Genomic DNA, 21,978 nt, shown 5'->3' on the forward strand with positions numbered 1-21,978 from the left:
TATGGAACAGCTTCCTTCCTTTTCCAGCCAAGGTGCGGAGACAATTGCCGCACCCGCTACAACACAAACTGTCCAAACCGTTGCACAACCGCCTTTACCTGTAGGTCAAAGCCTTGCGCAAGTCAGTACGGCGCTGGCCGGTATTATTGTTCTTATCATTGTTGCAATGTGGTTATTCCGTCGTTTTGGCTTAGCTCGTGGAACATTTAAAGGTGCTCAGGCTCAACTTAACGTAAAAGCAAGTTGTTCATTAGGTGCCAAAGAGCGTGTGGTGGTGGTTGAAATTGAACAGGAATGGCTAGTATTAGGGGTAACTGCGTCGCAGATTAATCTGTTACATAAATTACCTATCCCTGATAACGCCTCGCAGGAAGCGACTGCATCACCCACATCTCCACTATTTACCCAATTATTACAAAAAACGCTAAAGCGAGATAAAGGCAACTCATAATGCATCAATGTGTCTCTTTTTTTAACGCATTAAAGCGCTGGCATCTCTTGGCTAGTGTGCTGATTTTGTCACTATTACCTAGCAGCGCGTTTGCTCAATTTCCCAGTATTGTTTCTCAATCGTTACCGGGGGGTGGTCAGAGTTGGTCATTGCCCGTACAAACATTAATCTTTATTACAGCACTTGGATTTATTCCTGCTGTTTTACTGATGATGACAAGTTTTACGCGCATTATTATTGTGCTGGGGCTATTACGTAATGCGTTAGGCACACCTTCTGCTCCACCAAACCAAGTTGTTCTTGGCCTTGCGCTATTTATGACTTTTTTCATTATGGCTCCAGTATTTGATAAAATTTATCAAGATGCCTATATGCCATTTAGTGAAGATAAAATCTCTTTTGAACAAGCGTTAGATAATGGTTCTAAACCACTACGTGAATTTATGATGCAACAAACACGTGAGACAGATTTAGCGCTATTTGCGCGTCTTGCCGATGCACCTGCATTTGAAACTCGCGAAAGCGTACCAATGCGTATATTAGTTCCGGCTTATATTACTAGTGAACTAAAAACCGCATTCCAAATCGGTTTTATGATATTTATTCCTTTCTTAATTATCGACTTGGTGGTTGCCAGTGTTTTAATGGCGCTTGGTATGATGATGGTACCCCCTGCTACGGTCTCACTCCCCTTTAAGCTCATGCTATTTGTGTTAGTTGATGGCTGGCAGTTAATACTGGGTTCATTAGCACAAAGCTTCTTTCATTAGCGCTGAGGTTATTTATGACACCAGAATCCGTTCTAGCACTTGGTACAGAAGCGATGAAAATCGCTTTATCTCTTGCCGGCCCATTGTTACTTTCAGCCCTTGTCACTGGTTTAGTCATCAGTATGCTTCAGGCGGCAACGCAAATAAACGAAATGACATTATCGTTTATTCCTAAAATTCTGGCTGTATTGGCAGCTATTTTAGTTGCAGGACCTTGGATGCTCAGTTTGTTATTAGATTATATGCGTAACTTATTTACGGGTATTCCAGGAATGATTGGTTAATTGCAATGATGACCCTGACCAGTGAAATGCTTACCGGCTACATGAGTGATTTTTTCTGGCCATTTGTTCGCATCCTTGCGCTTTTTAGCACGGCACCGCTTTTTAGTGAAAAGCAAACACCAAAAAAGTTTCGTATTGCGTTAGCCTTTCTTATCACCGCACTCATTGCGCCGGGATTGCCGCAAAATAATATTCCGTTATTTTCTATCATTGCCTTTTGGGTGCTACTTCAGCAAATCCTGATTGGTACGCTGCTAGGACTAGCAATGCAGATGGCGTTTGCCTCTGTACGCCATGCTGGAGAGGTAATAGGTTTGCAAATGGGTCTATCCTTCGCCACCTTCTTTGACCCCTCTGGTGGGCCCAACATGCCCATTCTTGCGCGTATTTTTAACCTGCTCACCATGTTGCTATTTATGGTATTTGATGGGCATTTATGGCTGTTATCTATTTTAGTAGATACTTTCTATGTCGTTCCGATAGAAAATCAAACCTTTAATTCTTTGGCTTTTTTAACCTTAGTTCAAAGTGCTAGTGCCATTTTTATTAACGGCATGATGTTAGCAATGCCATTAATCACCCTTCTTTTAGTGCTTAACTTGTCATTAGGTATTTTAAATCGTATGACACCACAGTTATCGGTATTTGTTGTCGGTTTTCCGCTCACATTAACTGTGGGTATTTTGGCTATGTCGATGATAATGCCTGCGCTGCCTGTCTTTACTGAACGTGTATTTAGTGACACATTTAACCGCATTACACTGATATTACAGCAACTGGTTTCTTAAAATCTCAATCAACTTATAGATTTACGTATAATAGATAAATTAATGCATTCAAAGAGAAAACTCTTTTAAATTAACCCAACTGACTTATTTTAATAGAAAAGCATAATATTGGATGACACATGCCAGAACAATATAGACTTGACTAATCCACCAATAAGACATGAATTAATACGAACGTTGGCAATTCATAATGCAATAATTAATATTACTACTGATTTGGGTCATATTCTCCCCGTAAGTGAAATAAAATTAGATCATATTTATTATAAAGACTCACAAGAAGTAATTGATAAATGGAGAAAGTCTAATACACGCGATTGGATAGAATTCGATTAGTCTCAAGCTTGTTCTCGTGAAACCAAAAGAAGTGATGTTACCATTCGATGTCGCGATATTTTATGTGGATTAATGCCAGTGAAACGCGCAAGAAAACGATTATGTGTAACATTACGCTACTTAGAAGATAATCCTAATAAACACCCTCTTTCAGGCTATATATTAGCTATTGCATTAATTATTGCTGAGAGCTTTGCTTTAGAGTACAAGATTAAACAAGTTTGCATAAGCCGCCCAGACAAAGGCCTTATTGCTCAATATATCGCACAAGGATATAAATTAAATACTGCGGATAAAGCTCGACAAAAAAGAAATTACAAACCTAGAGCTAAACTCATGAGCAAAATATTGAGCACTTAATCTTTGTGAGTAATTATCAATCATGATAAACCAATACAGCAATGGTGGATGTAGGGGTGAATGATATGAGTATTAAAAAATCATCGAAGGCTAAACACTATAAAAATAAAACAGCAAATATATCGCCGCATAAACAGCTATCAACAATTATAGATCAAACACCAATTCTAAATGAATATGGTGAGGTACTTGAATTTATCATTAAAGTTAACTTGCAAAAAAGTAAAGATAACAATGTCTGCTTAACTGGATCTGCTCGCAAAACAATTGAAGACGCGGCAAAACAATATGTTTTGATAGCACAATTAAGTCATATTACGCCACAGGAAATTAAGCATAAAATAACTCAACTCTCGCAAAGAAACCGGAGTCATGCTAATTGGAAAGCAGATATTGGCTTAGAGGTAAAATATAATGTTATGGCGGGATTAGCCACAAAATAACGAGAGATATCACTCTAATTTGGTTAGAGATTTAGAAATAAAGAATATTTTCTATGATAACCACCTTTATTACAGTTTTTAACTATTTTTATTTTACATACCCTTTTAATAAAAAAATCCCCTGATAAATCAATATCAGGGGAAATATCAATGTGTCGCGAGACAACACAGGAAAATAATCTTAACGGTACATCGCAAACATCGACATACCTTTCATGTCGTTAAATACTTTGTAAGAAGCTTGCAGTACAGACTCTTCTTGGTAGTATTCAGAAATCGCTTGAGTCCAATCCAAATCACGTAATTCACTTAGGCGCTTTGCATTTCTTAATGATGTATCAGCACCTAAATCATCTAAGTTATCTAATTCTTGAAGTTGTAAACCTAATTTAGCTTCAACGCTTGAGATATTATTTAATGTTGCACGATTTATACGGTTTGCTGCATCAATTTTTTCAAGCCCATCTTTACGCAATGCTTCTGCATTAGGATCGTTTTTTAACGGGGTGCGTAGCCCTGCAATAGCATCATCTAAGGCGTTAAAAATATCAGGCTGAGTGCCTGTACCGCCTGAAGATTGTAATGCTTCAATCCCAGTAAAGTTGGTCGTCATTTCAATGTTGCTATCAACTTTTTGGGTGATTTGCTTATCGCCACCTTGATAAGTAATTTTCCCTGTTGCATCTGCAACAAAAGGAGGCTTATCCGATTGGAAACCCGCAAAAATATAACGCCCTACACCATCTTTAGTATTACCAATACCCACTAATTGATCTTTTAAACCACTTAATTGGTCAGCTAAAGAAGCACGGTCTTCATCACTTAATGTCGCATCGCTACCCGCCGCAACTAAAGTTTCTTGAATTTTAGTGGTTATATTCACCATTTGATGAGACAAACTCATTTGCAAAGACATACTGTTTTTAGCAAATCCACGTGCTGTTGCATATTGTTGGTTGCGTGATTCTGACTGCTTCACCATTACCGCTTGCGAAGCGGCCATTGGGTCATCAGATGGCTTTTCTACACGACGGCCGCTGGAGATTTTGTTTCCTTCAGTCATCCATTTGCTTTGCGAAGAGGTAATATTATCCATTCGCTGGCTATAAATTTGATTTGAACTTAAACGCACAGTGTTATTCCTTATTCAGATGAAGGCTTAGAAAATTTGCATAATCGCATCAAACATGCTGTTTGCTGTTTGGATAACTTTCGCATTCGACATGTAATATTCTTGAATACGATACATTTCACCGTATTCTTCATCCATGTTGACACCAGAAACTGACTGTTGCTGTTCCTGAATACTCTTAGTGATAGAAACCTGCGCATCAAAGTCAACCTGTGCTGTGTTAACTTTGTTACCCACCATACTAATTAGTGAGCCATAAGCACCTGCGATAGTTGTTTTACCATCAATGATTTTTTCATCAGGTAACTCAAACAGTTTCTTCATGTTTTCGTTATCACTAGGGCCAGTATCTTTAGCACCCGCCGCCGCAATTTTACTTGGATCTGTTACTGCAACACTCATGCCTGCAATCACGTTACCAACAGGTTGTACCACAATAGAGTCACCCTCTTTTGGTGTACCTGTTACGGTGATTTTCATACCTTCAAATTCTAATTCACCCGCACCGTTTGGTGTGGCTTCAAATTTACGGTTACCAGGCTCTACGGTAACGTTCCACTTACCACCTTCGTATTTGACGGTATAGTCAGCCGCTTGTACGGTTTTAGTATCAGTATAATCAACTGTAAATGCCGCATTACCTGTATTTTTGCCATTAGGCATCACATGAGCACCACCAAGGTTGAAGAATTTCTCACCTTTGTCGCCGTTTAAATCAAAGCCTTGCTCATGCTGTTTATTAAATTGATCACCCAGTACTAATGCTAATTGGTTTAATTGATTACGGCTTGGGTCTAAAACCTCTTCACGGCTACGATAAGCCCCGCCTAATTCGCCACCATTAATACGTTTTGCATCTACTTCGCGAACTTCGTCGATGCCATTGCTATAACCAATAACGGTACGTTCGCTATTTTTACTTGAAGGAATGGCAGATACTTCGTAAGAACGAGTACCCGAAACCAACGGCAACCCATTAGCAAATGTGACGTTAACAAAACCGCCGTCTTGTTGAGTGACTTGTACGTCAACTAATGTATTTAGTTCTTGGATTAAACGATCACGTTGGTCAAGTAAGTCGTTAGGATCAGCACCATTAAAGCCTTTAGAACGACTAATTTCATTATTCAGCTTAGCGATTTGTTTACTGTATTCGTTGATATTTTTAGTGGTGTTGCTCACCTGGCTATTAATATCTTTTTCTAAATCGCGTAAAGACTGATCCGCTTTAGTAAACATATTGACCATTGCTTCTGCTTTTCCAATCACGGTCGTACGCGCTGGATTGTCTTCGGCGTTATTGGTTACGTTTGGTAAGCTGGTAAAAAATTCATCAATCGCAGTAGAAACGTCATTGCCTTTATCGGCTAACAGATCATTAATCTGTGCGATATTGCTGGTATAACTGTTTAGGGCGCTTTGTTTGGCCATTGCGCGGTTCATTTGACCTGCAAGGAATTCGTTATATTCACGATGAATACGGCTGACATTAACGCCATTACCGATATAACCATTACCGGTCATCGTTCCGCCGTTTTCATTAAAAACAGTCATCTGACGGTTGTACCATTTAACATTTGAGTTAGCGATGTTATTACTGATAGTGCTCATCGCAGCTTGTGCCGCATTAAGTCCGCTCATCGCTGTATTAATTAAACTGTTGGACATTTGTCTATCCTTTTACGTTTAGTCATCACCCGTATGCACGGAGCATAGCTGGCAAATTGGAATAAATGCTCTGGTCTTTATTATCGGTTCTTCCCCTCTAAACTTGAGGGGAAAATAGTTAAAATAAATCGCTTAAATCGTGGGTATATGTTTTAGCGACTTGATCACCACTACCTTTTAATTGACCAATAATAGAAACCAGTTTTTTGGCATAACCCGGATCGGTAGCATAACCCGCTTCTTGAATACGATAAGCAGCTTGCTCTGGGGTTTGTGCTTTAGGTACTTGCGCATAACGAGGACTTTGTGTAATCAAGCGTAGATAGTCTTGAATAGCATCAACATAAGAATCATAAACACGAAAGTTATCACGCATTTTTATTGATTTACCGTCGATGACTTCAGTCGTCATAATATTCGTGACAGGCCCTTTCCAACTATTACCTGCTTTAATACCAAATAAGTTATAACTTGGCTTACCATCACCCGTTAAAATTTCGCGTTTACCCCAACCTGACTCTAATGCAGCTTGCGCCACTACCAGTAAATGGTGAACACCTGTACCTTCAGTGGCTTCTTTTGCTGGCCCTAATAGTTTAGAGGCGAAAGAAGCACTGCTTTCTGATAATCCTTTTAACTTTCCTATCGTAGTTTCAACCGCATTTTGATACGGTTTCATTGCACGATAAAGTTGTCCTAGTGCCTGTGTTGGCATTGATTGGAAAATATCGCTGCTATCTAATGACATTGGCGTTTTACCCGCCATTTCACTCGGTTCCATGGTCACTTTAGCGGAAAGCTGTTTTTCTATCATGTCAGCAAATCCCAAGCCTTTTTTAGATAAGTCTTGGGATATTTGTTGATCATAAAGGGAGGTATACATTTTGGTACTTTCTGAATTGAACATGCTTTCTTGCGGTATTGCATCTCTCATGCTCTTTAACATCATTTGAACAAAAACACCTTCAAGTTGCTGCGCCACTTGGCGCAGCCCTTGTTGATCGGCGTTTTGTCCAACCTGATATTTAAGTTTATTCAATGCATTACTATCATATGCCGGACTTGAGATGTTCGGCATTGAAGAAAGCAGAGATAAATCTTTCATCAGATAATCTCCAATCTCGCACGTAAACAGCCCGCACTTTCCATCGCCTGTAGTATCGACATTAAATCCGTTGGTGTGGCACCTAATGCATTTAATGTCCGGATCACCTCATTAAGGCTCGCGCTTGCGTTCACTTGCTGTAATGAACCACCTTGTTCACTCACATTCACACTTGTATTACGCGTGACTACGGTGCTACCACCCGCAAACGGGGTATTTGGCTGACTGACATTAACTTGACTATCAACAGTGACAGATAAGTTACCTTGTGCAATGGCACAACTTCCTAAGGTCACATCACGGTTCATAACCACTGAACCTGTTCTTGCATTGATGATAACTTTTGCATCAGCAATAACGCGTTTAATTTCAAGGTTTTGCACTTCAGCTAAAAAGCGAACTTGCTCACTTTTACCAATAGGAACACGTAATTGAACGGTACGCGCATCTAATGGGATTGCAGTACCAACTCCACGTAATTTATTAACAGTGTCTGAAATGTGCTGAGCTAAAGTAAAGTTTTCTTCATTAAGCTGTAAATTTAACAATCCACTTTGACCAAACTGAGAAGGTAGTTCACGCTCTATTATCGCACCATTACTAATGCGACCACCTGCGAGTTGGTTTACTTTTACGCTGTTCCCTCCCGCAGAAGCCCCTGCACCACCGACAACAATATTACCTTGAGCTAATGCATACACCTGATTATCAACACCTTTTAATGGTGTCATCAGCAAAGTACCACCACGTAAACTTTTCGCATTACCTAATGATGAAACCACGATATCAATAGATTGCCCAGTTCGACCAAAAGGAGGTAATTTTGCCGTTACCATTACCGCAGCGACGTTTTTTAACTGCATATTGGTGCCCGGTGGTACGGTTATTCCTAATTGTGAGAGCATGTTATTCAGACTTTGTGTGGTAAACGGAGTCTGCATTGTTTGGTCACCCGTTCCATCTAAACCCACAACCAAACCATAACCAATCAGCGCATTTTCTCTTACCCCTTCCACCGAGGTGAGATCCCTGATCCGTTCGGCATGGGCGGAAAATCCGACACATGTCATCACGATAAAGAAAAGGCTAATCGCTATTTTTTTCATCTGGATCCTACTCATTAAAAAGGTGACACATTCAAGAAGAAGCGTTGTAGCCATCCCATCGACTGTGCTTCGTTGATATAACCGTCTCCGATATATTCAATACGAGCATCAGCAACTTGGGTAGAGTTCACTGAGTTTGTGCCACTGATTGTTCGTGGATTCACAACACCAGAGAAACGAATAAATTCAGTACCCTGATTAATCGCTATCTGTTTTTCACCAATGACATGTAAGTTTCCATTAGCTAATAACTGATCAACGGTGACCGTGATTGTTCCTTTAAAGGTATTGTTAGCATTCGCGCCACCTTTACCACCAAAGTCACTATTACCTTCCATCCCCATATCTGTACGGCTATTACCAAACAATCCTTCCAAAAATCCTGGTGTAATTGAAGCAAGGAACCCTGCTTTACCATTACGGCTGGCATTTGCTGAAGAGTTTTTGCTTGCGCTGACATTCTCTTGCAACGTAATCGTCAACGTATCGCCGATATTTCGTGGACGTCTATCTTCAAATAGAGGCTGATAACCAAAATAAACTGGCTGAGTTGATTGAAAAATAGAGCCATTAGGTGCAGGTGCTGTCGGCGCTGTCGGAACAGCAGTCGTTTGACCTTCAACCAACGGTTTTTTGGGTATATAAGCGCATCCTGCCAGTGTCAGTACCAACAGGGCGGTACCTAAACGCTGATGACGACGCCATCTGACACTAAGCTTTCTTGCCCCAGAATTGTCAGTAATGACCTTTGTATCCATCTTCGATACTCTTTTAGTAAAACGCCTGACAGAAAATACTGTCAGGCTAATGAACAAACGAAATTAGAGCTGCGTTAGTTTCTGTAACATCTGATCAGAGGTTGAAATCGCTTTACTGTTAATTTCATAAGCGCGTTGAGTCTGGATCATATTGACCAGTTCTTCAGCAACGTTAACGTTAGAGGTTTCAACATATCCCTGATACAGCAAGCCTGCGCCGTTAATGCCAGGCGCATTTTCAGTCGGTGCGCCTGAACTTGCAGTTTCTAAATACAGGTTTTCACCAACACTTTCTAAGCCGCTATCATTAATAAAGGTGGTTAGTGTCAGTTGCCCCACTTGTTGCGGTGCAGGATCACCTTCAATCTCGACACTTACCGTACCATCGCGACCAATCATTACTTTTTTAGCTGTTTCAGGTAAAATAATTGCTGGAACAACTTGGAAGCCACTTGATGTTACTAGCTGGCCGTTCTGATCCATTTGAAATGCACCATCACGGGTATAAGCATCTGTACCATCTGGTAATTGAACATGGAAAAAACCTTGTCCTTTGATAGCCACATCACGGGTGCCGTTTGTTGGCGCTAAGTTACCTTGGCTATGTAGACGTTCTGTCGCAACAGGACGAACACCGGTACCAATCTGTAAACCTGATGGTGCGTTAGTCTGTTCAGATGTCATCGCACCCGGTTGACGGATGGTTTGATACAATAAATCTTCAAACACAGCACGCTGGCGTTTAAAGCCGTTGGTGCTTACGTTTGCTAGGTTGTTGGAAATCACATCCATGTTGGTTTGTTGCGCATCCAACCCAGTTTTAGCAATCCATAAAGAACGGATCATGGTTATCCCCTTACACTATTTAACTCAGTGATAGCAATTGGTTAGCCTTTTGCGCATTATCATCCGCGCTATGAATAACCTTCATTTGCATCTCAAAACGTCTTGCGTTTGCTATCATATCGACCATGGCTTCTGCTGGATTAACGTTACTGCCTTCCAACACACCAGCCAGCACTTTTATGCTGTCATCAACGGGTAATTCACCACCAGCACGCGCAGTTCCTTGTGGTGATAGATGGAATAAACCATCATCGCCACGAACTAAATCATTTTGTTCTGGTTTTACCAATTTCAAACGACCAATCTGCCCTAGCATTTTTGGCGGATCAGTCGGCACATGTGCCGTTACAATCCCGTTATTGGCGATACTGACATTAGCTTGAGGTGGCACTTCTATTGCACCGTTATCCCCCATCAACAATCTGCCTTGCACCATTAACATGCCGTCGGCATTACGTTGAATATTCCCGTTACGGGTATAGGCTTCAGTACCGTCTTCAAGCTGAACTGCCAAATAGCCGTTATCACTTAACGCAACGTCCATTGAACGGCCGGTATAGTCCATCGTTCCTTGACTTTGATCGCTACCAGGCGTTGACGCTACCGTTAATGTACGAGTTGGTAAGGTATCGCCATTGACAGGTACAGCTCGCATTGCACTAAGCTGCGCTTTGAATCCTGGCGTTGATGCGTTTGCTAAGTTGTTCGCCACGACAGCTTGATTTTCCATCGAGTGCCTAGCGCCGCCCATCGCGGTATAAATCACATGATCCATAACAGATTATTTCCTGCTTTATTAGCGCAAGCTAACCAGAGTTTGAAGGATCTGATCCTGAGTCTTGATAGTTTGTGCGTTTGATTGATAGTTACGTTGAGCAACAATCATATTGACCAGTTCTTGGCTCATATCAACGTTAGACGCTTCTAGTGCGTTGTTGGTTAATTTGCCAAATACACCAGAGCCCGCAACACCCACGATAGGTGAACCTGAACCATTGGTTTCAGACCACATGTTATCGCCTTGCGAACTTAAACCACCTGGGTTTGCAAAGTTAGCTAATGCGATTTGGCCAACAACTTGGCTTTGTTGGTTTGAGTAAGTCGCCATAATGGAGCCATCAGCTTCAATACGGAAGTTGGTGAACTCACCCGCTTGGTAACCGTTTTGTGCTAGTTTTGACACGCTAGATTCAGAGACTTTTTGCTGAGTACTGCCAGTAAAATCAAGTTCGATAGCACCGGCTGCAGAACCATTTAAAGAGGCGATAGCTAAAGGATCTTTTGGTGCAAAGCTTTTTAATACACCCGCATCAGTATATTCAAGCTCACCAAGATCAATTTCTTTTAATGGTGTTGTTGAAGTATCTTGAGCATGAACCTGCCACTTATTATTGTCCGTTTTAACGAAGAATAGATTTAGGTTATGTTCATTACCTAAGCTATCGTAAGTGGTTACGTTAGTACTGAAGTTATAAGAATCGTTGTCTTTAGGATCAAATACTGCTTTAGCGGGTTTTTCTTCACCTGAGTTCAAGTTAACCGCAATATTGATTTTATCAGTGGCACTTGCATTCATCATATCGGTAGGAATAACGATAGGTGTTGGTGTTGCGCCTTTTTGTACTACGTTTTTACCATCAACCGTTTGTACTGGATAACCGGTAATACGCATACCTTGCATATTAGTCAGAAAGCCGTTTTTATCTTTACCGAATTCACCATTACGTGAATAAAACACGCCACCGTTTTGATCTTCAATACGGAAAAAACCACCGCCTGAAATGGCAACGTCAGTTGGACGGTTAGTCGTGGTAATACTACCGTCTTTAAAGTTTTGGCTAATACCCGCCACTTTAACACCCAGACCCGCACCAGAACCGGCGAAAACGTCAGCAAAAGAGACGGTTGCACCTTTAAAGCCGTAGGTTGCTGAGTTAGAAATATTGTTACCGATAGTATCTAAGTTAGCGGCGGCTGCGTTTAAACCACTTACTGCTTGTGAAAAGGACATGCGCCCTCCATGTTGAATATGTGTTGATTAAAGAACCTGACGAATTTCATCCAATGAAACGGTATTACCTAAGCCCACATCAAGGCGCGGAGTACCATCTACCATGGACACACTATTCACCAGCGCATAATTCAGTGTCTTAACAGGGACCTGAGCATCATTAAGCGTGGCGTTAACGGTAAATTTATAGCTTCCTGCAGGAACAGGATTGTCATCTTCATCAGTGCAATCCCAAGAGAAGTTATAAACATCCGGTAGCATCTTTTTATCCATATTGATTGTACGAACCGTCGCACCACTGCTATTAGTGATGGTGATGGTCAGAGAATCGGTCGGAGTGAGTAATTCAAAACCAAAAGGTGTTGAAAAAAGGTGGTCACCATCAGGCTTTTTAGCATCAGCCGGATCTGCTTGATAAGTTCCCATTTGCTGACGAATTTGCTTATCTTTCGTGTCAGGTGTTGGTACTGTGGTATCGTCACCATCACCGGGAACTTCAGTTTCGTCTTTACCATCAGTAGGTTGGAAGACGACAATCTTATTACCTGATACCATGACACCTCGTCCAACAAGAGACGAAGCACGTAATGCCTGACTTTGGTCTATTTGCCCAACAATGTTATTAACAGTTTTATTGAGTTTCTCAATACCTTCCACTGTTGAAATCTGTGCCAACTGAGTCGTTAACTCATTGTTTTGCATCGGATTTGTTGGGTCTTGGTTTTTCATCTGAGCGATGAGAAGGTTCAGGAAATTCCCCTTAATATCTTCACTACCACTTTTTTTCGTATGGTAAGAAGAAGGCGCATCCCCGATAAGCGTATTATCATAAGGTTCATTCATTGAGGCGGAAATACCCACAATTTATTCTCCCTATTGACCTATTGTTAATGTTTTCTGCATCAGTGATTTGGCTGTGTTCATCACCTCAACGTTTGCCTGATAACTTCTTGATGCAGAAATGGTATTAATCATTTCACCAACAACATCTACATTAGGCATACGTACATAGCCTTTTTCATCCGCAAAAGGATGTCCTGGCTGATACTCCATACGAAAAGGCGCAGGATCGTCAACCACTTCAGTTACGCGAACGCCGCCAATTTCTTGGCCAGCTGGCGCATTAACCTGAAAAACCACTTGCTTTGCGCGGTATGGATCACCATCAGGACCGGCAACACTGTCTGCGTTTGCCATATTACTGGCACTTACGTTTAAACGTTGTGATTGTGCAGAAAGCGCCGAACCTGAAATATCGAAAATACTAAATAAAGACATACTCTTTATCCTTGTTGCAATACAGACATCATGCTTTTAACTTGAGAGTTAATAAATGTCACATCAGCCTGATATTTAAGGCTATTATCTGCAAAATTACTACGTTCCATATCCATATCAACCGTATTGCCATCCATCGCTGTTTGATGAGGAACGCGATATAGCAAGTCAGCTTCTAAGCGATGACCCGGTTTAATGGGAATGTGTCTTTCAGATGTCATGGTCAATTGAATGCCATTCACACCTGCACGACCATTTTCCATGGTTTTTTTCAACTCAGATGCGAAGTCAATATCCCTGGCTTGAAAGCCTGGCGTGTCTGCATTAGCAATATTTGCCGCCAAAATCTCTTGGCGTTGATTGCGTATTGAGAGCGCTTCTTGTTGAAAATGAAACGTATTTTCTAATTTATCGAGCATCCTCTATCCTTGGTGGCAAATGCCACTTACCTCAGCTGATAAAACAATTTCAGTTGACAGAATAAACGCTCAAAAAAAAGATGATTGGAGGAATAGGCGTAAATTGGATTGCTATTTATGCGTTTAAGGCGTGTTAAGACGATGTACACTATTCCTGCTGAATAGATACCAATACATAATTAGCCTGCAAACTCAGTAAGGTGACAAACAATGTCAGTTAGAACTCTTATCGGTCTTTTTTCTTTTTTCTTTATGGTTAATGTGAGTATTGCAAAATCACTGCCAGAAGAACTGCAAGACTTCTTTGTTGCCTTGCATCAACAAGGCGATAAAGTGACTGTCACGGTGTTAACACCCGAAGAGAAATTACCTCTTTGCCAAACGCAAGAGATACAACGTCATGCCGGTTCTCGTAATTGGGGCAAACTTTCGATGCCTATTTTATGTGATAACCAACGACGTTTTATTCAGGTTAATGTTAGTGTTAGTGGGTCGTATTTAATAGCCAAAAAAGATATTAATCGTGAAGACGCGTTAAGCGCATCCTCAATTAGTACTGCCGAAGGCGACTTAGAAAAATTACCTTATGATGTGTTGCGTGATCCACTTTTTATAAAAAATGCGGTCGCTATGCGACAAATTTCTGCGGGAAAACCGATAACATCAACAATGGTACGACGCCCCTGGTCAATTTTATCGGGACAAAGCGTAACAGTTTTCGCTGAAGGCGACCATTTTCAGATCCGTTATGAAGGTAAAGCGATAAATAATGCAGTGGCAAATGAAACAATTAGAGTCAGAGTAAAGTCGGGACAAGTTATTACCGGCGAAGCCCTTGAAAACGGTACTGTACGCGTACCACTTTAAGCGCTAAAGTTTCTGATTTTATAGCCGATATAAGAAGTAAGATGATAGGCGAAAACACATAGGTTGTTTACAATGGCTTCATCTGACTATTAATTGATGCCTAACAAAGGATTTTCCTATGAGTATTGAACGCACAAATCCACTGCTTCCGATAAACGCCGTTTCCCAGCGTAACCTTAACGAAGGCGCACAAGGAACACGTAAATCGGGAACGACTGAACAAAAACAGACTGCGGGTGATACTTCCGTAAAATTAAGTGAAGCGCAAAAGAAACTTGTTCAGCCTGGTAATAAAGATATTAACGTTGAGAAAGTTGCTCGCTTAAAAGAAGCAATTGCTAACGGAACATTAACCATGGACAGCGGCAAAATCGCGGACGCACTCTTTCGTGAAGCGGCTGAAAGCATAACTAAATAACATTAAAGATTATGATGGAAGAACTTCGCCAGACCTTAGATCTTCAGTTATCTCAGCTAAATACCATCGCGGGTATTTTACGCTCAGAACAGCAGTTATTATGTGCAGGTAGCATTGATATCAGCGCACTTCATGAGATAACTGAACAGAAGAATTTTGTCTTGTCGGCCCTTGGTCATACCGATCAACAGCGCCATGTGCAGAGCCAACAAGCAGGTATTGATAAGCCTTATCATGGCCAGCCTTTTTTATTTGATTTGTGGTCACAAATTATGGAAATTACGGCGGAGTTAAAAAGTCTTAATCATCATAACGGGCTATTATTAGAACGACATATCTCGCGCAATAGTGACACTATCCGTTTTTTGCACAAGAACCACAGCCCTTCTCTTTATGGGTCTGATGGTCAAGCACAGCGTTCACTGTTGGCCGGTCGTAAAATTCAGGTTTAGAATTTAGCTGATATTTAGTAAATTATCGATGCACTATAAAATAGTGCATCGAATTATTTTATTTAAAATTTAGAAACGAAATTTAATTTTTTACTATTTCGGTGCTATTAAATTTAGTAACCCCTTCACCAACATAGTTTTTATAATCAATATTATTTAAATTAAAGTCGCTTTTATCTCTAAATTGCATTTCTCCCTCTAAATCCACCGTCCCTGTTCCATTTATTCTTTTTAAAACATTGATATAATCGGATTTAACTTTAACAGAAGAATTCAACAAATTAAGATTAACGATACTCATTTTATTACTATGTGCTAAAAATTCACTCTCTTCTAAGTCTGTCAGTCCACCAAGATATAATTCTTGCTTGGCCTTTATATACAAATTAGAATTAATCATATTTACTTCAGAATGGTTACCAGCAAAATATTTATTAGCACCTATAAAAGAACGGTTTTTACTGTTATCTACAGGCTCATAAATATTGGAACCTTGATTAAGATCTAAAACACCAACATTATTAAATATATTTGTGTTAGCGACTAAAACACGCGTATTTATTCTACCCCTATTATTTACATCACTTCCAGCTGATTTTATTAATAAAAACTGGCTATTAATAGTTGCATCTTTATGTATTTTAAGGCGAGAAGAATAATCCATTTCAGGATATTTATTATCCCTCCCTCTTACTTTATACTTATTCATCCCAATATCAAAACGAACAAACTCAGCATTAAAATCACCTTTTTCTATATCAATATTATTAGAAATAATATTGATGCTTTTAGGAGCGATATCTTTAAAATTACGGTTTAATAATGCAAATTCCTTCCTAGCTACTATATTCATCCCAAAACTAAAAACAATACCTTCATTTGATCAATCAAATTCTTTTGAAAACTGTTCTTGACTACTTCCTGTAATCAGTTTTATGTCATTTACCCCTGAAAAAGAGCAATCGTAGCAAGAAATACCATTTGGGTTTGCAATAAAAACATCTGCTTTTTTTCCTAAAACAGAAAGTTCTCCACGTAATAAAGAAGGCTCATTAGAAACCACTTCATTAATAATGAGATCTGCTTGTGAGTTATTATGTAACGTTAGCCCAATATGCGGTACATTAAATTTATTATAATAAATATGTGAAACGCCATCATCATTTGCATGATTAATAGTAATAGCGGGCTTTCCTGCTCGCTCTACGACTATATTACCTGAAGCATCATGATAAACAATCTTCGGGGAAGAAGCATCATAATAAACTTCCAGCGTAGGAGAAGTATCACCACCTTGTTCTGATTGTGGTGCGAGTAAAACACTTGATTGATCAGCGTAAGCACCTGTGCTTAATAAAGCCAAAGCAACAGAAAACATATTAAGATTTTTCTTTGAAAATATCATAAATTAACATCCTACATTTGAAAATAAGCTGCCAATTTTATTAAAAAAACTCCATAACAATATTAAAAACAAAACAAAAATAATATTAATGCTTTTAAAATCCCAACTAAAATTTATTTAAAGATAACCAGCATAAATAAAAAATAATGACGCTATATTTTATAGCATCATTATTATTAACCACTCTTATATAGTCATTTTTATCTTAAAATCTTATCACCTTTTAATAATAACCTTATCAACATTCACATTATTAATATTGATTCCACTGCCTTGCTCTATTTTAATTTTATCATCATAATCATTATTAATAGTATGAATTTTTCCTTCGATATCAACACTATCATTAACAACCAGTCTCACGGATGAAAGAACATTAACTAAGTCACCTTCCTCTTTTTGAATATAGTTTTTTGATTTAAAATTAATATTTGAATATTCAAATCGATGATAACCTTTGTTAATCAAGCTCCCATCAAGCAACTCAACATCTAAATTTGTCTTATGTACAGTAAATCTTGATTTTTTATTATTTGAGAAAATACCTGACTTTATTTTTGAGTTGGAATTAATATTTATTTGATATTTATCTTCAATATTAAATGGAGTTAAAAAAGATGATATACGGCTTCCCTTTATATTTATTTCTTTAAAGTTTTTTAATATCGCATTAGATGTTAGCGTAAAATTCCCTGCATTAACAATACCACGATTAATAAAATTACTTTTGTTTGATGTGACAGAAAAGTCATTTATATTTAAAGATACATTTTTCCCAATGGTAGTGGCGCCATGATAGTTACCTTTGGTTTTAGGTATATCATTACCATATAATTTATATATTAACTCATCACTAATAATTCTCATTTTATTTGCATAAATATTCCCTCGCCCTTTAAATTCAATATTATTAGAAATAATGGAAATATCATTGTATGCCATCTCAGTTTTAGTTTTAGCTTCAGTTTTAAATGTTATTTTTGATTCACCTGTTAAGATAAAATCTATCGGTTTTTCACGACTAGTAAATCCTGTTATTAAGGTCAACTTTGCTATATTAGCAAAATCACAATTTGTACAAGTAATACCGTTAGGATTAGCAATTATCATATTAACAGGCATCCCCTCTACTGATAATTTACCTGCTAACACACTTTCGTTGCTTGATGTCACTTCACTAATAACTGTTGTGGGAAAATTATGTTCCCCAACTTTAAGTAGTGCCCCCTCTTTTCCTATATTAAAACTCTCATAATAGTTATGTGAAACACCTTGAATATTAGCTTTTTCTATTTCTATAATAGGCTTATCTCCATCATAATGAATAGCTAATCCTTTAGATAAAAATTTATCTTTTTTAATTAGATCTTGGCAGTATAATGGTGTTGATTGAAAAGTAGATGCAATAATAAAAGTTATAATTCTATTTCTTGTCATATTAAATTATTTTTAATTAAAATTGATAAGGGCGAGGATTATTATTGAAGTAATTAAATCAAGATATTATAAATAAAACATATTCAAAAATTTGTATATTTATAATTTAAATATAGAATTAATATATTGATTAATAACACATCTACTTGTATCTATCACCTGGCATATTACAGCGAAAAAAGCCACTTAATTTAATTAAGTGGCTTTAAATTTAGCTCTTTTATTATTCAAAACTAGTTTTTAATTTAGATTTAAATACTAGTTTTGTTGCCCACCAATCATTGACGTCATACGAATACGGCGGCCTTCACTAACTTCCATATTCGACAACACAGCTAACTGTGGCAGACTACGACGTAAGAAACGTGATAATAATGAACGCAGTGCATGATTAACTAATAATACTGGTGCACCGCCTGACATCTCTTGATGTCGCACTGCATCAGCCGCTTGGTGTTCAATATTTTCAGCCAGCCCCGGTTCTAATCCACCACCACTTTGCATGGCTTGTAATAATAAACGCTCTAAGCCAGCATCTAACCCAATAACCTGAATTTCCTCTTGATCACCAAACCAATGCTGAGTAATCGCGCGACGTAATGCCACACGAACAACCGCCGTTAATTCACTCGGATCTTTCTGTTCTGGTGCGTGCTCAGCTAATGCTTCTAATATGGTTCTCATATCGCGAATTGGTACCTGTTCAGAAAGTAAATTCTGCAATACCTTGTGCAATACCGTAAGAGAAAGCATATCTGGGATCATGTTTTCAGTCATTTTAGGGAGTTCTTTACTTACCCTATCAAACAACATTTGTGCTTCTTGACGACCAAACAGCTCAGAAGCATATTTGGTCAGCGCATGGTTAAAGTGCGTTGCAATTACGGTACTTGCTGCTACAACGGTATAACCCTGTACTTGTGCTTGCTCTCTTAAACTGTCATCAATCCATACCGCAGGTAAACCAAAGGCAGGCTCTTGAGTAATATCACCCTCTAGTGAACCAACGGCATTACCCGGGTTAATCGCAAGCCAACGACCTGGATGCGCTTCACCATGACCAATTTCTACCCCTTTCATTAAAATACGATAGGCAGAAGGCCTTAATTCCATATTGTCGCGAATATGCACGACCGGCGGTAAATAGCCGGTTTCTTGGGCAAACTTTTTACGAATACCACTAATACGGCCTAACAACTCGCCATTTTGCTTGCTATCTACCATCGGAATTAAGCGATAACCGACTTCCATTGCCAGTGGATCTTCTAATTGCACATCTTCCCATGACGCTTCAACAACGCGACTTTGCTTTTCAACTTGCTCCATCTCTTTTTGTTGTTGTACTTCGGGATTAGCGTTACGACGCAAAATATACCAACCCAGCCCCGCCAGTGCCGCAGTAAAGACTAAGAAAACAAAGTTTGGCATTCCTGGTACTAAACCTATTAGGCCTAATACAGCGGCTGTTAGCAATAATACACGTGGATTATCAAATAACTGCGTCACCATTTGTTGACCAACGTCTTCGTCAGTCGCAACACGCGTAACGATAACACCCGCCGCTGTTGAAATAATTAATGCAGGAATTTGGGCAACTAGGCCATCACCAATGGTTAATAGGGTATAAGTACTTGCAGCGTCGTTTAGTGGCATGTTGTGTTGAGCAACACCAACAATTAAGCCCCCCACAACGTTGATGACGAGGATCATCAAACCAGCGATAGCATCACCACGTACAAACTTACTCGCACCATCCATTGAACCGTAGAAATCTGATTCTAAAGAAACTTCTTTACGACGTATTTTAGCTTCTTCTTCGTTGATAATGCCGGCGTTTAAGTCGGCATCAATTGCCATTTGTTTACCCGGCATTCCGTCTAACACGAAACGCGCACCAACTTCTGCAATACGTCCCGCACCCTTGGTGATAACCATAAAGTTAATCAATACAAGGATAATAAACACCACAATACCGATGGCAAAATTACCACCAACAAGGAAGTGACCAAAGGCTTCAACAACGCGTCCTGCGGCAGCCGAACCCGTATGACCATCCATTAAGATGATACGGGTAGAAGCAACGTTTAGGGATAAACGTAATAACGTTGTAAATAATAAGATGGTTGGAAAAGCAGCAAAATCTAATGTGCGTCGAGTGAACATCGCCACCAACAGCACCATAATAGAGAGAGCAATATTAAAGGTAAATAATAGATCCAATAGAAAAGGTGGCAATGGCAATACCATCATTGACAGTATCATCAAGATAAGCACTGGCCCTGCCAGTATCTGCCACTGAGAACTTTTCCAATTTCCCGGCAAGCGGAGTAATGAGGCCAAATTAGCCATGACGATTATCTTCTCCAGCAAAGTCCAGTGCGGGAGGCACTGGCAAGTTCATAGGTTGTTTAGGTTTTAAACCACCTTCGGTTTTCCATCGTTTCAGTTGATAAACCCACGCCAATACTTCAGCAACCGCTGCATAAAGCGTTGCAGGTATAACATGGCCAATCTCACTGTGACGATATAATGCCCTGGCAAGCGGAGGGGCTTCCAGCAGCGGAATTCTATGTTCTGCACCAATTTCTTTGATTTTTAACGCAATAACCCCCGCACCTTTAGCTAATACTTTTGGTGCTGTCATTTTATCGTTATATTGCAAAGCAACGGCGTAGTGTGTTGGGTTGGTGACGATAACATCAGCTTTAGGTACATCGGCCATCATTCTACGGCGAGACATCGCATGTTGTTGCTGACGAATACGTGCTTTAAGTTGAGGGTCACCTTCTTGTTGCTTAAATTCATCTTTAATTTCTTGTCGAGTCATGCGTAACTTTTTCAAATGACTACGTATTTGGAAAATAATATCGAATGCAACCATAGGTATTAACATCAACACAGCAATATACACGGCAAAAATCAGTAGTTGCATGGCATTGGCTAATGCACTTAATGGAGGAAGCGTGATCAAATGAAGAATATCGTTCCAGTTGTGCCACAAGAAAATATACGCGGCTAATCCAACAAACAGTGATTTCAAGATCGCTTTAAATAATTCCGCTAACGCATTCATAGAAAAAATACGCTTTAATCCAGAAATAGGGTTCCATTTTTTTGGATCAAATTTAATTGATTTACTACTAAAGTTAATACCACCCAATAGGGCTGAACCACCAATGGCGACCAAAACTAACCCTAAGAAAACAGGCGATAGCGCAAAGACCGCTTGTTTAATCAAGCTGCCAAAACGAGGAATGAGTAAATTTTCATTACCAATAAGGTGATGATTAAAAGTAAATCCTTCCGTTAACATGGCATGTAGCCCATGAGTAATAAACCCACCGCTCATCCACAATAAACTGACACCACCTAAGATCATCAAGACTGATGAAAGCTCTTTAGAACGAACAATCTGTCCATCCTTTTTCGCTTTTTCCTTTTTATGGGGTGTGGGTTCCTCTGTTTTTTCGAGATCGCTATCTTCAGCCACAGTCAGTCCGATTTAGATAATGAGTTTAAAAGTATCAATGAAATGACTCTAAGCATGACAAATTAAGCGGAAATTGATGGGTGGAACAATCACAAATTTACGGGGCTTTTTAGGCTATGGCATAAGAAAGGAAAATATAATGCGGATCACACAC

Annotated in this window: 25 protein-coding genes; 9 read left to right on the forward strand and 16 right to left on the reverse strand. The window is 39.3% G+C overall.

All coding sequences use genetic code 11. The annotated features are described in order from the left end of the window. The first annotated feature begins 1 nt into the window (after position 1). The 6 genes from fliO to M997_RS12030 all read left to right on the forward strand — a co-directional run bounded on the left by fliO (position 2) and on the right by M997_RS12030 (position 3,432). Positions 2-451, forward strand: a complete 450-nt coding sequence (fliO, locus tag M997_RS12005; RefSeq protein WP_064720359.1) for a flagellar biosynthetic protein FliO — start codon at positions 2-4, stop codon at positions 449-451. Then, complete coding sequence (gene fliP, locus M997_RS12010) at positions 451-1,221, forward strand: flagellar type III secretion system pore protein FliP (RefSeq protein ID WP_064720360.1); 771 nt, start codon at positions 451-453, stop codon at positions 1,219-1,221. Before fliO ends, fliP begins: the two co-directional genes overlap by 1 nt. 14 nt (positions 1,222-1,235) lie before the next feature. Continuing rightward, positions 1,236-1,505, forward strand: coding sequence for a flagellar biosynthesis protein FliQ (gene fliQ / locus M997_RS12015; protein ID WP_064720361.1), 270 nt, complete (start codon positions 1,236-1,238; stop codon positions 1,503-1,505). A 5-nt stretch (positions 1,506-1,510) separates the two neighbouring features. Further along, a complete protein-coding gene (gene fliR, locus M997_RS12020) occupies positions 1,511-2,293 on the forward strand; it encodes a flagellar biosynthetic protein FliR (RefSeq protein ID WP_064720362.1) in 783 nt (260 codons plus the stop codon). A 408-nt stretch (positions 2,294-2,701) separates the two neighbouring features. Continuing rightward, a complete protein-coding gene (locus M997_RS17345; RefSeq protein WP_082918437.1) occupies positions 2,702-2,989 on the forward strand; it encodes a hypothetical protein in 288 nt (95 codons plus the stop codon). Between the two features lie 65 nt (positions 2,990-3,054). Beyond that, positions 3,055-3,432 (forward strand): hypothetical protein, encoded by a 378-nt coding sequence (locus M997_RS12030; RefSeq protein ID WP_064720363.1) that lies wholly within the window; start codon positions 3,055-3,057, stop codon positions 3,430-3,432. 181 nt (positions 3,433-3,613) lie between these two features. Here the strand turns inward: M997_RS12030 and flgL are convergent, their stop codons facing one another. From flgL to flgB, 11 genes are all read right to left on the reverse strand, one after another. Next, positions 3,614-4,564: a flagellar hook-associated protein FlgL gene (gene flgL, locus M997_RS12035; protein WP_064720364.1), complete on the reverse strand. Its 951-nt coding sequence runs from the start codon at positions 4,562-4,564 to the stop codon at positions 3,614-3,616. Positions 4,565-4,591: 27 nt separating this feature from the next. Beyond that, entirely contained in the window at positions 4,592-6,232 is a 1,641-nt protein-coding gene (gene flgK, locus M997_RS12040; RefSeq protein WP_064720365.1) for a flagellar hook-associated protein FlgK, read from the reverse strand. Between the two features lie 118 nt (positions 6,233-6,350). Beyond that, entirely contained in the window at positions 6,351-7,337 is a 987-nt protein-coding gene (gene flgJ / locus M997_RS12045; RefSeq protein WP_064720366.1) for a flagellar assembly peptidoglycan hydrolase FlgJ, read from the reverse strand. Then, positions 7,337-8,443 carry a flagellar basal body P-ring protein FlgI gene (locus M997_RS12050; protein ID WP_064720367.1) on the reverse strand — a complete coding sequence of 369 codons (1,107 nt, stop codon included), beginning with the start codon at positions 8,441-8,443 and terminating at the stop codon, positions 7,337-7,339. Before M997_RS12050 ends, flgJ begins: the two co-directional genes overlap by 1 nt. A gap of 14 nt (positions 8,444-8,457) precedes the next feature. Then, positions 8,458-9,201 (reverse strand): flagellar basal body L-ring protein FlgH, encoded by a 744-nt coding sequence (locus M997_RS12055; protein WP_064720368.1) that lies wholly within the window; start codon positions 9,199-9,201, stop codon positions 8,458-8,460. Between the two features lie 63 nt (positions 9,202-9,264). Then, the gene (gene flgG / locus M997_RS12060; RefSeq protein WP_064720369.1) at positions 9,265-10,047 is read right to left on the reverse strand and encodes a flagellar basal-body rod protein FlgG; all 783 of its coding nucleotides are present in this window, start codon (positions 10,045-10,047) and stop codon (positions 9,265-9,267) included. Positions 10,048-10,066: 19 nt separating this feature from the next. Then, the gene (locus M997_RS12065; RefSeq protein WP_064720370.1) at positions 10,067-10,822 is read right to left on the reverse strand and encodes a flagellar basal body rod protein FlgF; all 756 of its coding nucleotides are present in this window, start codon (positions 10,820-10,822) and stop codon (positions 10,067-10,069) included. A 21-nt stretch (positions 10,823-10,843) separates the two neighbouring features. Continuing rightward, entirely contained in the window at positions 10,844-12,058 is a 1,215-nt protein-coding gene (flgE, locus tag M997_RS12070) for a flagellar hook protein FlgE (protein WP_064720371.1), read from the reverse strand. Between the two features lie 27 nt (positions 12,059-12,085). Then, positions 12,086-12,919 (reverse strand): flagellar hook assembly protein FlgD, encoded by an 834-nt coding sequence (locus M997_RS12075; protein ID WP_064720372.1) that lies wholly within the window; start codon positions 12,917-12,919, stop codon positions 12,086-12,088. A gap of 12 nt (positions 12,920-12,931) precedes the next feature. Beyond that, a complete protein-coding gene (gene flgC, locus M997_RS12080) occupies positions 12,932-13,336 on the reverse strand; it encodes a flagellar basal body rod protein FlgC (RefSeq protein WP_064720373.1) in 405 nt (134 codons plus the stop codon). Between the two features lie 5 nt (positions 13,337-13,341). Continuing rightward, positions 13,342-13,755 carry a flagellar basal body rod protein FlgB gene (gene flgB / locus M997_RS12085; protein WP_064720374.1) on the reverse strand — a complete coding sequence of 138 codons (414 nt, stop codon included), beginning with the start codon at positions 13,753-13,755 and terminating at the stop codon, positions 13,342-13,344. 210 nt (positions 13,756-13,965) lie between these two features. Here flgB and flgA point away from each other — a divergent pair, with 210 nt between their 5' ends. From flgA to M997_RS12100, 3 genes are all read left to right on the forward strand, one after another. Continuing rightward, positions 13,966-14,622 (forward strand): flagellar basal body P-ring formation chaperone FlgA, encoded by a 657-nt coding sequence (gene flgA, locus M997_RS12090; RefSeq protein ID WP_064720375.1) that lies wholly within the window; start codon positions 13,966-13,968, stop codon positions 14,620-14,622. A 118-nt stretch (positions 14,623-14,740) separates the two neighbouring features. Continuing rightward, the gene (flgM, locus tag M997_RS12095) at positions 14,741-15,040 is read left to right on the forward strand and encodes a flagellar biosynthesis anti-sigma factor FlgM (protein ID WP_064720376.1); all 300 of its coding nucleotides are present in this window, start codon (positions 14,741-14,743) and stop codon (positions 15,038-15,040) included. An 11-nt stretch (positions 15,041-15,051) separates the two neighbouring features. Beyond that, the gene (locus M997_RS12100) at positions 15,052-15,492 is read left to right on the forward strand and encodes a flagella synthesis protein FlgN (RefSeq protein ID WP_082918438.1); all 441 of its coding nucleotides are present in this window, start codon (positions 15,052-15,054) and stop codon (positions 15,490-15,492) included. An 82-nt stretch (positions 15,493-15,574) separates the two neighbouring features. Here M997_RS12100 and M997_RS12105 read toward each other — a convergent pair whose 3' ends face one another. From M997_RS12105 to flhB, 5 genes are all read right to left on the reverse strand, one after another. After that, positions 15,575-16,345 (reverse strand): hypothetical protein, encoded by a 771-nt coding sequence (locus tag M997_RS12105; protein WP_064720378.1) that lies wholly within the window; start codon positions 16,343-16,345, stop codon positions 15,575-15,577. A 30-nt stretch (positions 16,346-16,375) separates the two neighbouring features. Beyond that, entirely contained in the window at positions 16,376-16,897 is a 522-nt protein-coding gene (locus M997_RS12110) for a two-partner secretion domain-containing protein (protein WP_064720379.1), read from the reverse strand. Between the two features lie 216 nt (positions 16,898-17,113). Beyond that, the gene (locus M997_RS12115; protein ID WP_064720380.1) at positions 17,114-18,334 is read right to left on the reverse strand and encodes a two-partner secretion domain-containing protein; all 1,221 of its coding nucleotides are present in this window, start codon (positions 18,332-18,334) and stop codon (positions 17,114-17,116) included. Between the two features lie 258 nt (positions 18,335-18,592). Further along, positions 18,593-20,683: a flagellar biosynthesis protein FlhA gene (gene flhA / locus M997_RS12120; protein ID WP_064720381.1), complete on the reverse strand. Its 2,091-nt coding sequence runs from the start codon at positions 20,681-20,683 to the stop codon at positions 18,593-18,595. Next, a complete protein-coding gene (gene flhB / locus M997_RS12125) occupies positions 20,676-21,824 on the reverse strand; it encodes a flagellar biosynthesis protein FlhB (protein WP_064720382.1) in 1,149 nt (382 codons plus the stop codon). Before flhB ends, flhA begins: the two co-directional genes overlap by 8 nt. Positions 21,825-21,978 lie beyond the last annotated feature (154 nt).

Source organism: Proteus hauseri ATCC 700826, from assembly GCF_001654965.1.
Taxonomy (GTDB): domain Bacteria; phylum Pseudomonadota; class Gammaproteobacteria; order Enterobacterales; family Enterobacteriaceae; genus Proteus; species Proteus hauseri.

Excerpts from the sequence above, each read along its gene's own strand:
- fliQ (WP_064720361.1), top strand. The coding sequence starts at position 1,236 with ATGACACCAGAATCCGTTCTAGCACTTGGTACAGAAGCGATGAAAATC.
- M997_RS12050 (WP_064720367.1), bottom strand. The coding sequence starts at position 8,443 with ATGAAAAAAATAGCGATTAGCCTTTTCTTTATCGTGATGACATGTGTC.
- flgA (WP_064720375.1), top strand. The coding sequence starts at position 13,966 with ATGTCAGTTAGAACTCTTATCGGTCTTTTTTCTTTTTTCTTTATGGTT.
- M997_RS12115 (WP_064720380.1), bottom strand. The coding sequence starts at position 18,334 with ATGACAAGAAATAGAATTATAACTTTTATTATTGCATCTACTTTTCAA.
- flgG (WP_064720369.1), bottom strand. The coding sequence starts at position 10,047 with ATGATCCGTTCTTTATGGATTGCTAAAACTGGGTTGGATGCGCAACAA.
- flhA (WP_064720381.1), bottom strand. The coding sequence starts at position 20,683 with ATGGCTAATTTGGCCTCATTACTCCGCTTGCCGGGAAATTGGAAAAGT.
- fliO (WP_064720359.1), top strand. The coding sequence starts at position 2 with ATGGAACAGCTTCCTTCCTTTTCCAGCCAAGGTGCGGAGACAATTGCC.
- flgJ (WP_064720366.1), bottom strand. The coding sequence starts at position 7,337 with ATGAAAGATTTATCTCTGCTTTCTTCAATGCCGAACATCTCAAGTCCG.
- M997_RS12110 (WP_064720379.1), bottom strand. The coding sequence starts at position 16,897 with ATGATATTTTCAAAGAAAAATCTTAATATGTTTTCTGTTGCTTTGGCT.
- M997_RS12055 (WP_064720368.1), bottom strand. The coding sequence starts at position 9,201 with ATGGATACAAAGGTCATTACTGACAATTCTGGGGCAAGAAAGCTTAGT.
- flgC (WP_064720373.1), bottom strand. The coding sequence starts at position 13,336 with ATGTCTTTATTTAGTATTTTCGATATTTCAGGTTCGGCGCTTTCTGCA.
- fliP (WP_064720360.1), top strand. The coding sequence starts at position 451 with ATGCATCAATGTGTCTCTTTTTTTAACGCATTAAAGCGCTGGCATCTC.
- M997_RS12030 (WP_064720363.1), top strand. The coding sequence starts at position 3,055 with ATGAGTATTAAAAAATCATCGAAGGCTAAACACTATAAAAATAAAACA.
- M997_RS12065 (WP_064720370.1), bottom strand. The coding sequence starts at position 10,822 with ATGGATCATGTGATTTATACCGCGATGGGCGGCGCTAGGCACTCGATG.
- flgM (WP_064720376.1), top strand. The coding sequence starts at position 14,741 with ATGAGTATTGAACGCACAAATCCACTGCTTCCGATAAACGCCGTTTCC.
- flgK (WP_064720365.1), bottom strand. The coding sequence starts at position 6,232 with ATGTCCAACAGTTTAATTAATACAGCGATGAGCGGACTTAATGCGGCA.
- M997_RS12105 (WP_064720378.1), bottom strand. The coding sequence starts at position 16,345 with ATGAATATAGTAGCTAGGAAGGAATTTGCATTATTAAACCGTAATTTT.
- fliR (WP_064720362.1), top strand. The coding sequence starts at position 1,511 with ATGATGACCCTGACCAGTGAAATGCTTACCGGCTACATGAGTGATTTT.
- M997_RS17345 (WP_082918437.1), top strand. The coding sequence starts at position 2,702 with ATGCCAGTGAAACGCGCAAGAAAACGATTATGTGTAACATTACGCTAC.
- flgE (WP_064720371.1), bottom strand. The coding sequence starts at position 12,058 with ATGTCCTTTTCACAAGCAGTAAGTGGTTTAAACGCAGCCGCCGCTAAC.
- flgB (WP_064720374.1), bottom strand. The coding sequence starts at position 13,755 with ATGCTCGATAAATTAGAAAATACGTTTCATTTTCAACAAGAAGCGCTC.
- M997_RS12100 (WP_082918438.1), top strand. The coding sequence starts at position 15,052 with ATGATGGAAGAACTTCGCCAGACCTTAGATCTTCAGTTATCTCAGCTA.